Source organism: Paenibacillus sp. EB106-05-06-XG162 (genome assembly GCF_058791655.1).
The window spans coordinates 225,526-241,392 of sequence record NZ_JBYTDT010000005.1; the positions used below are offsets into that span (position 1 = coordinate 225,526).

11 protein-coding genes are annotated in these 15,867 nt (G+C 45.8%); 7 read left to right on the top strand and 4 right to left on the bottom strand.

The annotated features are described in order from the left end of the window. Positions 1–22: 22 nt before the first annotated feature. Positions 23–1,780, bottom strand: coding sequence for a glycoside hydrolase family 35 protein (locus tag AC3WU2_RS14045; RefSeq protein WP_492455056.1), 1,758 nt, complete (start codon positions 1,778–1,780; stop codon positions 23–25). A gap of 253 nt (positions 1,781–2,033) precedes the next feature. Between AC3WU2_RS14045 and AC3WU2_RS14050 the strand changes: the two genes are divergently transcribed. Next, positions 2,034–2,711: a Crp/Fnr family transcriptional regulator gene (locus tag AC3WU2_RS14050; protein ID WP_492455058.1), complete on the top strand. Its 678-nt coding sequence runs from the start codon at positions 2,034–2,036 to the stop codon at positions 2,709–2,711. Between the two features lie 70 nt (positions 2,712–2,781). Then, on the top strand, positions 2,782–3,618 hold the full coding sequence (locus AC3WU2_RS14055; RefSeq protein WP_492455060.1) for a DNA alkylation repair protein: 837 nt from the start codon (positions 2,782–2,784) through the stop codon (positions 3,616–3,618). 241 nt (positions 3,619–3,859) lie between these two features. Here the strand turns inward: AC3WU2_RS14055 and AC3WU2_RS14060 are convergent, their stop codons facing one another. Both AC3WU2_RS14060 and guaD read right to left on the bottom strand, forming a co-directional pair. Continuing rightward, a complete protein-coding gene (locus AC3WU2_RS14060) occupies positions 3,860–3,988 on the bottom strand; it encodes a YjcZ family sporulation protein (protein ID WP_492455061.1) in 129 nt (42 codons plus the stop codon). A gap of 193 nt (positions 3,989–4,181) precedes the next feature. Then, on the bottom strand, positions 4,182–5,546 hold the full coding sequence (gene guaD / locus AC3WU2_RS14065; protein WP_492455063.1) for a guanine deaminase: 1,365 nt from the start codon (positions 5,544–5,546) through the stop codon (positions 4,182–4,184). A 118-nt stretch (positions 5,547–5,664) separates the two neighbouring features. Here guaD and AC3WU2_RS14070 point away from each other — a divergent pair, with 118 nt between their 5' ends. The 3 genes from AC3WU2_RS14070 (at position 5,665) to gap (ending at position 8,740) form a co-directional block, all read left to right on the top strand. Then, positions 5,665–6,762 (top strand): glycosyltransferase, encoded by a 1,098-nt coding sequence (locus AC3WU2_RS14070; protein ID WP_492455065.1) that lies wholly within the window; start codon positions 5,665–5,667, stop codon positions 6,760–6,762. Further along, entirely contained in the window at positions 6,759–7,373 is a 615-nt protein-coding gene (locus tag AC3WU2_RS14075) for a glycerol-3-phosphate acyltransferase (protein ID WP_492455067.1), read from the top strand. Before AC3WU2_RS14070 ends, AC3WU2_RS14075 begins: the two co-directional genes overlap by 4 nt. 332 nt (positions 7,374–7,705) lie before the next feature. Beyond that, positions 7,706–8,740 (top strand): type I glyceraldehyde-3-phosphate dehydrogenase, encoded by a 1,035-nt coding sequence (gap, locus tag AC3WU2_RS14080; RefSeq protein ID WP_492455069.1) that lies wholly within the window; start codon positions 7,706–7,708, stop codon positions 8,738–8,740. An 82-nt stretch (positions 8,741–8,822) separates the two neighbouring features. Here the strand turns inward: gap and AC3WU2_RS14085 are convergent, their stop codons facing one another. Then, a complete protein-coding gene (locus AC3WU2_RS14085) occupies positions 8,823–10,214 on the bottom strand; it encodes an MFS transporter (protein ID WP_492455072.1) in 1,392 nt (463 codons plus the stop codon). A gap of 647 nt (positions 10,215–10,861) precedes the next feature. On the opposite strand from AC3WU2_RS14085, the gene AC3WU2_RS14090 reads away from it, so the two are divergent. After that, the gene (locus AC3WU2_RS14090; RefSeq protein WP_492455074.1) at positions 10,862–11,470 is read left to right on the top strand and encodes a class D sortase; all 609 of its coding nucleotides are present in this window, start codon (positions 10,862–10,864) and stop codon (positions 11,468–11,470) included. Positions 11,471–11,515: 45 nt separating this feature from the next. Then, positions 11,516–15,814: a collagen binding domain-containing protein gene (locus AC3WU2_RS14095; RefSeq protein WP_492455076.1), complete on the top strand. Its 4,299-nt coding sequence runs from the start codon at positions 11,516–11,518 to the stop codon at positions 15,812–15,814. The last annotated feature ends 53 nt before the right edge of the window (positions 15,815–15,867 follow it).

Below are 15,867 nucleotides of genomic sequence, written 5' to 3' on the forward strand. Positions count from 1 at the left end.
TCTCCTTTTTTCTTGTGGATTTCTATCCGAGAATAGCGCTGTCTCGCAGCATTACGACCGGCTCTTCGGCACCATGCAGCTCGAAGAGCACGAGCTCGTTCTCTCCTTTGCGAAGAAGTGGAGCCGGGATATACAACGTTTTTTGCGGACCTACTGTTTCCCAATATCGACCAAGGTTGAAGCCATTAATGTACGCGACGCCTTTGTTCCAGCCTTTCAGCTCAAGGAACGTATCTGCCGCCTCATCCACTTGGAACGTCCCTTTGTAGAATGTCGGCTTGCCTTCGCATTTCGCGGTTGTATGCGTATATTCCAGCTTCGACAAATCTTCCATAGGCAGTGTATGGATCGTCCAATGGTACAGGAACTGCGCCCCGAAGCGAATTCCTTCCGTAATCCCTTTCACATCTCGCAAGGATGGACCGTAGTTGGTTCGACCCATATTTTCGACTAGCACGCTTAATTGCGCACCTTCTGGCGGGATACTGAAAGTGATCGGCTCCGCGTCTTTGTTCCAGCGTTCAACGATACCTTTGAATTCACCGTCGACAAAGATCTGCGCACGATCGTGCACATCCTGCAGATTTAGCTTCGTCTCTGGGCGAGGTCCGGATATCCGCGTTGTATACAGGATAAACCCGTAGTTTTGTCCGAGCAGCTCCATAGGGTCCGTGCAAGTTCTTTGCACCGGCGTCGACAGCTTGTCAAGCGATTCTAACAGCGGAGCCTGCTGTGACATGTTCACTTGGCCGTAAGCTTTTTTCTTGATCGGTTCAGGCAGTTCCAGTGGTCCGAGGTCCACATATTTGGATACAACCTCGCGTACGGCATAGAACTTGTCCGTCAAATCGCCGCATTCGCTGATCGGTACATCGTAGTCGTAGCTTGTGATTGTTGGCATATAAGTGGTGCCGTCGTCATTCGCGCCGCTCCAGAAGCCGAAATTCGTCCCTCCATGGAACATATAGAAGTTGACCGAAGCGTCCATCGCCAGCATTTCGTCGAATACTTTTGCCACATCAGCGGCATCGCGGGTATGGTGCTGCTCGAACCAATGATCGAACCAGCCGTTCCAATATTCCATGCACATGATCGGGCCTTCCGGCTGATATTCGCGCAGTTTAGGGAAATATTCCTCTGGCCGCGAACCAAAATTGACAGTCTCGAGGACTCCCGGCACCATGCCGCCTTGGAGCATAAAGTCTCCCGGTCCATCGGAGGTGAACAGCAATACGTCGATACCGCGCTTGATCTTGCTTTCTTTTAAATATTCTAGATATTGCGTGTCGTTGCCGTAACTGCCGTATTCGTTCTCGATTTGCATCGCGATGATCGGCCCGCCATTGGTACAGAGCAGCGGAACAAACTTCGGTAACAAGACGTCGTAATAGGCGTCAATTTTGTCGAGGAATGGTTGGTGGAAACAGCGCAACCGCATGCCGGGATCGGCCAGCAGCCATGCCGGCAATCCGCCGAATTCCCACTCTGCGCAAATATACGGACTTGGACGAACGATAACATATAGCCCCAATTCGCCGGCCGTCTCGATAAACTTGACGATGTCGGCGATGCCTTCAAAGTTGAACTGTCCTTCCTTTGGCTCATGCAAGTTCCACGGTATATAGGTTTCTACCGTATTGAAGCCGCAAGCCTTCAGTTTCATCAGACGATCCCGCCAATATTCGGGAACGACGCGAAAATAATGGATTGCACCTGAAATAAGCCTGACCGGCTTGCCGTCAAAAACAAATTGATTACCTTCCACTGCAAATATAGACACAGTAATACCCTCCGTTCATTTATGGTATAGAATCATCTACTAGATTCGTCATGAAAGCGATTCCTGAAATGTCACTAGCACCGCCTTATGTACTATATTTTATAGTCTCTCAACAGGTATAACTACTTTCCTCATCAACGATTTCTGTATTCTATCAACGAAGTCGATACTACACTCTGAAATGCTTCTCATCGTAATTCGTATTTGTTTTTATGTATAATGATCATATGGAATGAGTCAACAAGGAGGAGACATGGATCGCATTGAATATTTATCGCAATTTAATCTATTAAAGTCGCTATCTAATGAAGATTTAATCGAGATGGATGAATTAACTTCGATAACCATCATGCCAAAAAGTACATATATACAAACACCTGATACGTTCAAAGAAGGTCTTTATTTTGTGAAACAAGGGAAGGTACGTCTGTTCAAGTTGAATGCGGAAGGGAAACAATTTACTTCGGATATCCTGTGTGAAGGCAACGTGTTCGGCGAGATGAATATGATCTCACTCGGCACACGGGATCATTACATTGAAACGATCGAAGAAAGCCATATTTGCCTTATGAATAAAGATCGATTCGAGAGTTATCTCATGCAACGACCTCGATTTATGATGAATATGATCAAAGTATTGAGTGATCGTATTGTTGGAATGAGTCATTTAACGCAAAATTTAGCCTTGGGAAATCTACATTCAAAAATTATCTATGTCGTCAAAAAGATGGCGGATCAATTTGGATATTCGACTCACGATGAGGAGTATTTGAGAATAAATTACGCACTTTCGCATCAAGAAATCGCCAATCTTGTTGGAGCGACTAGAGAAGCTGTTACGATAGCTTTGCAAGAATTGGTGAAAGAGAACCTGATTCAAACAGGATTTAAAACGATTTATCTACATCGCGATCAACTTGAAAAGCTGTAATCCACACTACATCTTATCTTCCTCAAAAAGAAGTATTCTATATTAAAGTATGAACGATGGAGTGGAGAACATGCCCGCGAAGGATGGAAATGCCTATCAAGAGAGAATAGGTGCAAGGAAACTAGCAGATATTCCGAGTGAAGTTGTGAATCTGCTGCAGCAAGGACAACTTCAATCGGTGAATTTGACTGAGTGGCTGGCGGTAGATCATTTAACATTACTCCAGCACATTCTGACTGAACTTGGTCTGGAGCAAGAGGCACATGCCATGATGCAGAGGCTTCATGAAGCGAAGGAATCGAAAATTATGAAGACGATCCCCTCCATCGCAACGGAGTGGCTGCAATTGTTCGATCAAATGCCTCAGCATGACAGCTCCCGAATCTTCCGCACACTGACTGCACATCCTTCTGATAGCGTTCGCTGCTGGGCCGCTTACATCATTGGATTAGATCATCGATTAAGCCTTGAAGAGAAACTAGCATCGATTCGTCCATTTGCAGCAGATGCACATTTTGGAGTCCGTGAGATTGCTTGGATGGCCGTGAGGGAATCGATCGCGAAGGAATTAGAGCAATCGATTGCCCTTCTGGCTGATTGGGTATGCGATCCAGATGCGAATATCCGGCGATTTGCCATTGAGTCGACGCGTCCCGTAGGTGTCTGGGCCAAACATATACAAGAGTTAAAAGTAAACCCTCGCATAGCGCTCCCCTTACTAGACAGGGTAAAGGCTGACTCAGTCAAATATGTGCAAGACTCCGCAGGTAATTGGTTAAATGATGCCAGCAAGACGAATCCGGATTGGGTTATGCAGATTTGTGATCAGTGGCTTAAGGTCTCGGATACCAAGGAAACGAAAAGAATCGTGATGAAGGCCAAGCGAAGCTTGGATAAATTGAAATAACGATGGAGTCCAGTTATGAACTTCACGGGGTCAGCAATCCGAGTCTCGTCCAATCCGAAATTAAAGCACCCATATTTCAAGTGAAGTGCACCCCTTAGAATAGGCATTGGAAAAACCCACAGGGGGAATCCGATGGATTCTAAGGAGTGCATTTTTATTTGGAAAGTGAACGGTGTGATCTAGAGATATATTGTGAGTAAGAATGTGTTAAGTCGATTCGTAGTATGATCGACATTAGGCTCTAACAACCGCATCCAACACCACCGATATCACCAATACCACCAACACAAGCACAAGCGACAATGACTAACAAGATGAACAATACAAGGATTGTACTTGTGCTTGTAAAAGATCCACCAAGACCGGACATGTGAACACCTCCCAAAACCTTATTTTGATTACTCGTTATGTTATGAAGGCTGATTTCTCTTTGTTTGGGTAGTTGTTACTGGTTAATTCACTATATTAATAAATGAACGAAAAAAGCCCTGAAACTCAGGGCTTTTTCATAGAAAACGTTACAAATGATATTGTTTCGCTAATTATACGCTAGAAGCATCCACTTACCGCGTATGAACCTTCTCGCCCTGTACCCACACCTCACGAATATTCTCAGGACGTGCCAGATACATGATCTTCTGGAACACATCATTCAAATCCTCATCCGCTTGATAGATCGGCAATTTAGCTGTCGCTAATGTCGTATCGATCATCTGTACATCCCATGCATAGTTCGCTTCCAAGCGGCCGATCGGTAAGCTGAGACTCTCACCGCCCCCGGCTGTTGCCAGATAGAAAGCTTCGTTAATGGTAATACGTGAATTCGGAACACCACGTTCGGCTGCAGGAAGAGCTGGATTCACGCCGTCTTCGAGCATGCGCGAAGAGATCACAGCTTGTCTCGCATTATCGAAGAGACTTGGTGAGAATCCGCCTGATATATCGGATCCAAGTCCAATCTCAACGCCTTTGGCTTGCAAATGCGCAATCGGGATCACGCTATTCGCAAAATAGCTATTCGAGACCGGACAATGGCATATCGCCGTGCCCTTTTCCGCGAATAGATCTGCGTCCTCATCATTCAGGAAGTTACAATGCGCCATGATAGATTTCTCACGTAGGAGTCCAAAATCATTTAATGCAAATGCATCGTTCTTATTGTGGCGATCCTGCACATAGCCATGCGCCCAGTCGCTCTCGCTGCAGTGTGATTGCACATAGGTATCATACTTTGCTGCTAAAGCGCCAAGTCCTTGCAAGCCCTCATCGGTACAGCTAGGAATGAAGCGCGGTGTTACGACTGGGTAGACGCCTTGTTTGGTTGTTCTTGCTAATTCCTGAATCGCAAGAATGAATTCCTCGGTATCCGCGAGTGCGGACGCCGTATCCTTATCACGATAATATTCAGGGTTATTCTCAGGATGATCCATGACCACTTTCCCAACCAGACCGCGTTGTCCTTGTTTGGCACAGATCTCAGCAAGTCGAATACTTGCTTCTTTATGAACTGTTGCAAAGTAGAGGGCTGTCGTCGTTCCGTTGGCAAGCAGTGTGCTAACGACGTCTTGGTAAACGTTCTCGGCAAAATCCAAATCTGCGAATTTCGATTCTAACGGGAAGGTATAGGTGTTAAGCCAATCATAGAGCGGGATATCGAGCGCCGTTCCGGATTGAGCCCATTGCGGGGCATGAACGTGCAAGTCGATGAAACCAGGCAAGAAGTACTGGCCTTCAGCAAGTCGATGGAAGTTCGCTTGGTGTTGATAAGTATCCAATAACGTTTGATAATCGTTGTCTTCGGGGGCAACGATTTGTTCGATCATCCCATCCGAATTAATACAGAAAAGATAATCTTTTAAGATGTGTACTTCTTTTGGTGATTTGGAAGAAAAAGCTGTCCCTAGAAAGATTTGCGAATATTTAGTCATGATATGCACCTTAATGTTCGTATTTTTGTTGAATGATACTAGATATTATAGGGGATCAGAAATGTAATGTCTATTCGCAATTCCTCATATACATAGAGCCAGAAGGGGGAATTCGGACATGTGGATTGTAATGCTAATGGTTGCCGGATGTCTCTGCGGATTCATACTATTCAGAAAAAATATCTTAACTCCCGATGATGTGCCCTATCGAGGCTCGCATAAGCTCTCGATTATCATTCCTGCTCGAAATGAGGAGTGTAATTTGCCTTATCTTCTCGATTCGCTGATGTCGCAGACCACCCTACCTTACGAGATCATCGTGGTGGATGATTTCTCGACGGATCGGACGAGGGAAATCGCTGAACGCTATGCAGGCGTCAAGGTAATTGCGGGCACTCCGCTCCCGGAGGGATGGACAGGGAAGAGCTGGGCAGTATGGAATGGTTATTTGCATGCTTCCGGCGATGTTTTCGCTTTTTTGGACGCGGATATCCGAATGGCGCCCCACGCATTGGGCTCCTTGATAAAGGCACGTGAACGATCGAAGGGTGTCATCTCAGTGGTTCCTTTTCATCATACGGAGAAGCTGTACGAGAAGCTCGCGCTGGTCATGAATATGCTGGGTATTTTTACGTTTACGTCGGTCTTTGAGAAGAGGAATCCCAAGAAAGGTCTGTACGGCTCTTGTATCCTTGCTTTACGCGAGGATTATGAGATGATCAAAGGCCATGAGAGCGTTAAATCGGAAGTATTGGATGATTTGCTCATCGGATCGAAATTCGTAGAAGCAGGTATTCCTGTCACCAATTTTATCGGATATGGGATGGTCTCCTTCCGGATGTACCCGCAAGGGATCCGAAGTGAGATTGAAGGTTTTAGTAAAGGGGCTATTTTAAGCACGTCGACATTAAGTCCAAGGACGATTATCCCGATCGCGGTCTGGGTGGTTGGCCTCCTTGTATCAGATACTGCATTTGTTTTTGCGAACACGTCTTGGGCCTTGCCATTGTTCCTAGGTTATATCCTATATATGGCTCAGTTCTTCTATTTCATTCGATATGTTGGTGTGTTCGGGTTGCTGATTCCGGTACTGCATGTGATTGCTTCTCTGTTTTTCGTCGTCATCATGTTGTATTCGATGTATCAGGTTGTTGTCCTAGGGGAGGTCAGATGGAAAGGTAGGCTCGTCCAAGTGGGGGGCAGGCGAAATCGATGATGATATTATTGTGGATCGCCTGTGCTTTCCTATCGGGATCACTCATGTTCTCGTACTGGCTGGGTCTAGCGGGTCGCAAAAATTTAAAGGCTGTGGGCGATGGCAACCCCGGTGCTATGAACTTATGGAAGGCTCGAGGCTATAAAGTCGGCATTTTTGGTATCTTGTTGGATTTTGCTAAAGGTTACGTGCCTGTGATATGGGGGATCTCAAGCGGGTACGCCCCGGGTTATCTCATCATTCCGCTTGCGCTAGCTCCCATTGCAGGGCATGCCTTCTCACCGTTTCTACGGGGCAAGGGAGGAAAGGCGATCGCGGTAACCTTTGGGGTCTGGAGCGGGCTTACAGGCTTCGAGGTCTCTTTGGTATATGCGATGATATTGGCGGTTATGAAGGCAGGGAGCTTCTGGATCAACAAAAACAAGCCAAGATCCGCGGAGGCGGACGGTTTGCAGGTGGTAAGCGGGTTGTTGTTTGTGTTCATCTATTTGCTTCTCAACATGTTCTCGGCATCGATTCTGCTCGTGTGGCTTGGAAATTTCGCGATTCTTGTTTACACCCATCGGGTGGAATTGGCCTCATGGCTGAAGAAGAGCGTGAAGCTAAAGTGAGCTCCACCATAGAGACGTAAGTCGGTGAGGTGTCCAAGCATAGAACGACGTTGCGGTCTGAATAACCAGGACGGCACCGATTTATAGATCTGCCTTTCTTCACGGCTTCCGCGATGTTATAGCTATTATGAGTCATATATATAATAATTCAGAAATAAATGCTAGTTAATAGAGGTTTATAACAGGTTTTTTGACGATTTTGTTAAAATGTGAAGTATATGTTGTACAATAAATATAAAATAATCAAATAAATATTGTGTAACATTAGTTAATGTGATACATTAATCCCGTTAGGTGCGAATGGAATTAATGACAGGGAGATGGTCTAACTCATGTTGATCGGGATTAACGGTATGGGAAGAATCGGACGTTTGCTAGTCCGCAGAGTATTCGAACATCCACAGGAATCGTGGCAATTGCGTGCAATTAACTGTCTGTATCCAGCATCGACGATTGCTCATTTATTGAAATATGACACCGTGCATGGGAAATGGGATCGAGACATTAAGGTGGAACCGAACGCGCTCATTATTGAAGGGCAACGGATTGAGGTATTAAGTGAGGCGAATCCAGCTTTCCTGCCTTGGAAGCAGCTTGGCATCCATACGGTCATTGATGCGACAGGGAAATTTACAGAACGGTCACAAGCTGCGAAGCATTTAGAGGCTGGGGCGTCCAAAGTGATCCTGTCGTCACCGGGCAAGGGTGTCGACATCACGATTGTGATGGGAGTCAACGAGGACAACTATGATCTGGATCGACACTCGATTGTATCCGCCGCATCTTGTACAACGAATTGCTTAGCGCCCGTGCTTCAAATTCTAGACCACGCTTTTCAAGTTCAGACGGGTTGGATGACGACGATTCATTCCTATACGAATGATCAGAAGCATCTGGATAATCCACACCAAGATTTGCGTCGTGCCAGAGCGTGCGCGCAGTCTATTATTCCGACTTCAACAGGGGTAGGCAAAGCGTTAGGCGATGTCATTCCGCATCTTGCTCCTGTGATTCAAGGCATCTCCATTCGTGTCCCGACACCGAATGTCTCCTTAATCGATTTGACTGTGGAGACACGGTATGAGGTGACATCTGAGCAAGTGCGTAACGCATTTAAGCAGGCGGTGGCAGGGAAATATGCTCCTTATGTTGCATTGTGCGATGAACCGCTCGTCTCCTCTGATTTCGTCGGGAACGAGAAATCTTCGATTATTGACGGCATGTCGATTATGACGAGCGGCAGACAAGTGAAAGTGTTGGCATGGTATGACAACGAATGGGCGTATGCCTCTAGAGTTATTGATTTGGCGCAGCACATGATCAGCCATGAAATGAGCATTCCCTATAAAGAAACGGTAACATCGTAACGAACAGTTGAAGTTGCAGTGAAAATAGCCTTCATCCGATAACGTAAGGGATGAAGGCTATTTTTTTGCCTAATGTTCGGTTTCACTCAGATGTTGATGATTGTTCTGACGTGCTTGGCAGTTGACCGTATACGGCAAAGTACACGATGCTTCCTATGATGATTGCTGTGCTGAAGAGCAGCATCATATTGCTGTACAGAAATGCTGCAGCATCTCTTACCGTTGGGAGGAAGGAAGCAGCTAACCAAGGTTTCGTGAGTAGTCCTCCAACGATGGCCACACCCATGCCTTCGGCCAGGAAACAGGCGAAGTTCAGCAGCCCCATTCCAGAGCCAGACTCCTCGGAATGCAGCGACCCTGCAACACTGGTGGAAATTACGGTCTTCACCAAGGAAAGTCCACCGAATGTTAGGATCATGGCACAGGTGATGAGCCAGGGTGTTCGATCTGTGACCAGTGCAACGCTAAGAAAGCTTACGGTGATCATCCCAATACCAATCGCCATTGTAAATAGATTCCCGCGTCGATCGACACAGATCCCGCCGAGGTAGCCGAATAGGATCACGCTGACAGTCCCCGGAAATAGAATACCAGCACCAATTAAACTGGTGGGCATCTGATATACGTCTTTCATCATGTAAGGAACCATCGCTACGTAACCTGCGACTGTGCCTAACAGGATGCTGCCAGTAAGTACACCGACGATAAACGTTTTCCTGCTGAACAAAGAGGGCTCAATAAAAGGCTGTTCTGCACGTCGAATCCGCCAAGTAAACCCGATAAACAACAATATGCTGATTGCTAGGAAGGACCATTGAAACATCGTTGTAAAGAGAGTAAACGTAAGAATCCCAAGAGATAAGAGCATTGCTCCGAGGACATCCGTCTTTCCTTCTCTTATCGATTCGCCAGGCAGCGTCTGAATAAAGAACGGAAGCGTTATAAGCGACAATATCGGTAGAATGAACAAGTAGGACCAATGCAAATAATTCGTAATCATCCCACCGATTACCGGGCCGATGGCTTCGCCGAAGGCCACCATAGAACCAATGAGGCCAAAGGCTCTTCCTTGTTGATTCGGCTCGATACAACGCGCCACTATGACCATAATTAATGCTGGAACCGCTGAGATTCCTGCGCCTTGAATGAATCTTGCGGCGAGCACGCCGGGATAGTAGACATGGAACACAACCCCAACAATCGATCCTGTCACGTATAGCAGCAGTCCGATCAGAAGCAACTTCTTGACGCCGTATATATCGGATAACTTCCCATACACAGCTGTACCGATGGCGAACGTAAGAATGAAGCTCGTATTGACCCAGTTCGCCGCTGCGGGTGAAATGCCAAATTGTACAGCGATATCAGGTAGAGATACGTTAAATATGGTCTCGTTAAGCACACTGAAGAAAGCAAGAAAACTAAGCCATGCGATCGATTTTAGATAATTCAAAGAAATAGCCCCTTCGTACATCAAGGGGAATTGCGCAGTTTATAGGGTCAATGATGCGTCTTCCCCTAATTTTTGTACCCATATAAGCGTTGTTTGCCGCATGAATATGCCTCCTAATTAATCATCAATGATATGAATCAAGTTCATTATCCATTATACGTTATCGCACAGATTTTTGTATTTTTTTGTTAAAACGCGATGCCGAACTTATCCGCTTCATACTGATAGCCACGTTTGGCTTTCGATTCTGGAACCGGGTCTCGCCCGGTCTGTGATTTGCTTCTCCAAGTTGGGGGTCCCGTCTTCGTTCAAGATGCTGATAAGAAAAAATTACCAATGTAGCATGGACCATCGCGGTTGACGTGTTTACCTCAATTGGTTACAAAAGCCGCCTTGACTTCGTTTAGTGATGTATGTAGAATCTGTCATTGGCATGGCAGTGGTAAGTAGATTTACATCGTATCATCCTAATTGAATTGTTTTTCGCGCCCTATGGATGAATAGGGCTTTTTGATTTTTACTGGCCCGTAATAAGGCATTTCTAATGAAGTCAGTAAGCAGATACTGATTATTTTGCCATGGCCTGAGGATGATTAACGCGCAGAAGTTGGTACGGTAATCTACCAGCGAGGGATAAGAAATTCGTATCAAGTGAAGGAGGAATGTGAATGAAAAGCAAAGTGGTGGCTCCCCTCCTCATTGTCATTGGCCTATTTATTTTCTGTTATCCTGGCCTATCCGAATGGATGGAAGATCGGCAGCAGCAGCGATTGGCGGCGGAATGGCAGACAAGTCTGCTAAATATCGATCCAGGCGATTCTGCTGCGGGGTTGAATCCATCAGATGATGTGGAACATGCCGCATCGTTGAAATCTAGCACATCTGACGTAGAAGGTATTCTCAAAATTGACAAGATCGATTTAAATCTACCGATCTTGTATGGGGCGACGAGCAAAAATATGAAAACCTCTGTGGCCCAGATTGAGAAGACAGGTAAGGCGGGTGAGGTGGGAAATATGGCGATTGCTGGTCACCGTAACCGAATGTACGGCAGAAATTTCAACCGACTCGCAGAAATGGAGCATGGCGACATTATTGAAGTTGAGACGGAGAATAAGCAGTACCAATATGTCGTCACCGAAAAAATGACTGTGAAGCCAGATGATGTATGGGTGCTGGAACCGGAAGGTATCGAAAAAGAAATAACGCTTGTGACTTGTGAACCGATGGTTAATCCGACACATCGATTAATTATCAAAGGAAAATTATTAGATTAGAAGCCGCGAAATCTCGATCTAGATGTCGCAGAAGAGGTGAAAAGGTTGAATACGAGGAAAACGAAGAAAACACTATCTATATTTTTTGTTATTGCATTATTATTGAACGTCATGATGCCGATGGCTTATGCTGCTGATCTTTCGAAGGAGTCAGTTGGAACCGGAGGAAGCAGTGTAACGGAGGCTGTGTATGAGGTTACACATAATATGATTACCGGCGTCAGGATGACGGTCGGTGAAGAGGGACATGAACAAGACGTTTCAGAGGTGAGATTGGATACAGGGGAACGCGTGAAGATATATTTGGATTGGGCACTCCCTGCTAACCATGGGTACAAGGCGAATTCCAGCTTTACATTCGATCTGCCGGACAAGTTTACTCTGAGTCAGCCACTATCAGGCGATCTGTCGGGCGGAGTAGGTACATATACAGTAACGCCAGAAGGTAAAGTGACCTTGCTGTTTAATGATAGCATTGAAAATAACCTTGAATTACATGGGTATTTTTATGTATGGCGAAAATTCGATTCATCAAAATTGGAGGAAGGAACGGAGCAGAAAATCCTGTTTCCGTTTAAAGACGAAGTCAAGGATGTATCCGTGCATTTCAAAAATAAGGGTTCAGCCATGGACAAGTCTGGGATCGCGGATAAGGCCTTCAATCCGAGCAAGATCGATTGGATCGTCGATTTGAACAAGGATGAGCGTATCATTCGGGAGCCGCGCATGGAAGATATCATCCCAGAGGGATTGGTGTTGGATGAAGCCTCCATTAAGGTTGAACCACTGCAGGTCCATTTGGATGGCACGGTTAGTGTAACGAACAGCGTATATCATCATTATTCGCATCAATTAACGGAAGAAATGACGGCTGATGGAAAGAAGCAGCAAAGGCTCACGCTTACTTTTCATGACAATATAGATCATGCTTACCGCATAAGCTATTCAACTGCGATCAGCAAGACCGATCAGGCGACTTATAGCAATCATGCGATGCTGGTTGAAGGGTACGACGATCATGGCCAAAAGCCTCTGATGGATCGTACGGGCAAGGTGTCGGTGAACTTTAGCCAATCGCTGACGAAAAAAGCAGGAGCCTATGACCCTTCGACGCAAACAGTGAATTGGGCGATCGAATACAATTACAATGAACAGTTGATCCAGAAGGATCAAGCATATCTGATCGATACGTATGACACTCCAGCACAGGAGCTTGTAAAGGACTCTATAGAGGTCTATAAAGTACGCATTAATCCGGATGGCAGCGCGACGCCGATTGAACAAGTGGTGAATTATACACTGCAAGAGGATAAGTCAGCTTCACAGTTCAAATTAAGCTTCAACCAAGATATTCGTGAAGGCTACTACATTCGTTATCAGACAAAACTGAAAGATCGTGTATATACGAACGGAAAAGCATCTAATGTTGTCGTTATGCATGATGGCAAAGAAAGCCATGATTCGACGGATATTCAAGAAGTCATTCTATCGAAAACGGGACAGATCACGAGCTACAAAGATAAAGAAATCGAGTGGACTCTACAGGTGAATCGTGATTCGCAGACGATGAATCAAGTGGTTCTTAAGGATACGTTTGCGGGCCAAGGGCTGACTTATGTAGAAGGAAGCCTGCGTATTACGGGGCTTGAATCAGATCAGACGTACACCGTGACGCCTGATCCAGATTACACGCAAGGGTTTCAGATTACGTTCACGAAGCCTGTGACCAAGCACTATACCATAACGTACACAACAAAATTCGATTCAACGGCATATGATACGCAGAACGTCCAAACCTATAAGAACCGAGTGGATATGACCTGGAAGGATACGTCGGGTACACCTCAGTCCATTGGTAAGACGGCTTATGTGACGCCAATATTGAATATGCAGAATAACGGAAATAAAACAGGCTCCTATAACGCGGAAGACAAATCGATTTCTTGGACAATTGATATGAACTACAACCAACATGTGATTCAGAATGCTGTCGTGACGGATCAGCTAAAGGGTGCGCAGACCTTCGTTGAGAATTCACTCGTGATCAATAAGACCTCGATCGATGCCAAAGGTCAAGTCGTTGTTGGGGAGCAAGTAGATTATTATGATGTTGAATTTACGAAAACGCAGGATGGTACCTCGGAGGGGTTCAAAATAACGTTCCGTGGTCCGATCGATGCATCGTACCGAATTAAGTATAAAACAAGCCTAAAATCCTTGCCTGTAGAGCGTGAATACTCGAACCATGCAACGCTGTATGACCATACGGGGGGGTCGGGCACAAAGCTTTTTGAACAATCCAAAACGATCGTTCCTGTGTATGGTGGCGAATCTATCGATAAAAAAGGGAGACAGGGGACTTCGGTTAATGATATCGATCAAGCGTATTGGACGATCCATATCAATCGCAGCCAGTCCTATATTGCAGAAAATGCCGTCTTAGAAGATATGATGTCGCCGAATCAAATCCCGCTAAAGGATACGTTTAGACTTTACAAGCTGAAAGCAGATGCCAATGAGCATTTCAGTAAAGTGGGAGAGGTTGATCCAAAGGATTATACCTTAGAATTTAACGATAACGCTGCAGCGGGCGATCCCACCTTTACGATTACGTTCCACAAAGCGCTCGAAAGTGCGTATGTCCTGGAATATCAGACCTATATGAATGCGGTGCATCTCGAGAAGGTAACGAATAGCGTATCGTTTGCCGGGAAGACCGCAAAAGAAATAGGAGATTCTGCGAACCAGGAAATTGTAGCTGATTATTCAGGTGCCGGTGGCGGAGCAATCCATGCGGTGAAAGGGAATATCACGATCGTGAAAGAAGATTTCTCGGACCCGAATCATAAGCTGGCAGGCGCTAAGTTTGAACTCTATAATGCGGCAGGGGACAAGCTTCTGGCGACTTCAGACTTGACGGATAGCGATGGGAAAGTACAATTCAAGGATTTCAAGTCAGGCGATTACAAGATTAAGGAGATCGTCGCCCCAACAGGGTATGTCGCTGATACGCAGTGGATAAGTGTGAAGTTTGATGCGAAGGATTCCACGCAAATGTTGGTGATTCAAAATAAAAAGATCAAGCAAGCATTTATTTTAACGAAAGTTGCAAAAGAAGAGCCCTCGCGATCGCTAGAAGGTGCCGTCTTTAAATTGGAGAAGAAGGAAGCAGGCGGCATGCATGTCGTTACCGGTATGGAAGCCGTGACGTCCGATCATAAAGGGCAAGTCATCTTGGCTAATTTGGATGTCGGCGACTACCAGCTCACGGAGATTAAGGCACCGAAGGGATACAAACGGGACCTAACGCCAATCCCCTTCACGATTGATCCGAATCAGACAGTGATCAAAGAATATACGATGACGAACCGTGTGATCGATAATGGCTCTGTTGAGTTGACGAAGGTGGATGGGTTTGATGCTGCACCGCTTGAGGGCGTGGTGTTCGAACTACAGGATGCATTTGGTCAGCCTGTGAAATCCAATCTGAAGACTGATTCAAGCGGCAAAATCACAATGAATGACCTAAAGGCAGGACGTTACCAATTCGTAGAGGTGACACCTCTAGCTGATTATGATGCGCTAACAGATCCTGTACCGTTCGAAATCGAGAGCGAAGACCAAGTGAAAATTCGTATCGAGAACAACAAGACGCCAGGTGCTGTGAAGCTAACGAAGGTGGAATCAGGACGGCTGGATCAAACATTGCAAGATGCAATGTTCAGGCTGTTGGATGCAGATAAGAACCCTGTGAAAGATAAAGATGGCAACGAACTGAAGCTGTTCATAACGGATCGTAACGGAGAAGTGAAAATTTCGGATCTCAGACCTGGAACATACTACTTCGAAGAGACAAAAGCACCGAATGGATACACGATCAAAGATCGTTATACCTCATTTCAAGTGGTGAAAGGGCAAGAAACCGTAGTTGTTGTTACGAATGATCGCTATGTTAGCGGGGGAAAAGACGGGGATAACCATGTGACAAATCCTCCTGAGTCGCCAGATCCAACCAAACCTATTGATCCGGTAGATCCAGAGGATCCTTCTAAACCTGATACGGATACATCGGATGAATCGACGGAAGGACAAGAGGGTACGTCAGATGGCGGTTCTGATGCAGGAACGACGGACCATGGGGGTAAAGATCAACAGCCTCCAGCTATCAAGGAAGAAGATCATAGCAACCACATAACAGGACACAAGGACGATGACCGAACGACCGGTCAATACCTGCCGAAGACAGGGGAAGATAGTCATCTTCCGATGCAACTCGCGGGACTAAGTGTGATGCTTCTAGGTGTAGCCCTGCTTGTGTTTAAGAAAAAACGGATTCATTCCTAAAAACATCACCCCTTAGATAGAAGTTGGAGAACTTTTTGAGTTATCCAATGAAT

Bases quoted from the DNA above. Each gene is read 5' to 3' on its own strand.
- AC3WU2_RS14085 (WP_492455072.1), bottom strand. From the start codon at position 10,214: ATGTACGAAGGGGCTATTTCTTTGAATTATCTAAAATCGATCGCATGG.
- guaD (WP_492455063.1), bottom strand. From the start codon at position 5,546: ATGACTAAATATTCGCAAATCTTTCTAGGGACAGCTTTTTCTTCCAAA.
- AC3WU2_RS14090 (WP_492455074.1), top strand. From the start codon at position 10,862: ATGAAAAGCAAAGTGGTGGCTCCCCTCCTCATTGTCATTGGCCTATTT.
- AC3WU2_RS14070 (WP_492455065.1), top strand. From the start codon at position 5,665: ATGTGGATTGTAATGCTAATGGTTGCCGGATGTCTCTGCGGATTCATA.
- AC3WU2_RS14075 (WP_492455067.1), top strand. From the start codon at position 6,759: ATGATGATATTATTGTGGATCGCCTGTGCTTTCCTATCGGGATCACTC.
- AC3WU2_RS14050 (WP_492455058.1), top strand. From the start codon at position 2,034: ATGGATCGCATTGAATATTTATCGCAATTTAATCTATTAAAGTCGCTA.
- gap (WP_492455069.1), top strand. From the start codon at position 7,706: ATGTTGATCGGGATTAACGGTATGGGAAGAATCGGACGTTTGCTAGTC.
- AC3WU2_RS14060 (WP_492455061.1), bottom strand. From the start codon at position 3,988: ATGTCCGGTCTTGGTGGATCTTTTACAAGCACAAGTACAATCCTTGTA.
- AC3WU2_RS14055 (WP_492455060.1), top strand. From the start codon at position 2,782: ATGCCCGCGAAGGATGGAAATGCCTATCAAGAGAGAATAGGTGCAAGG.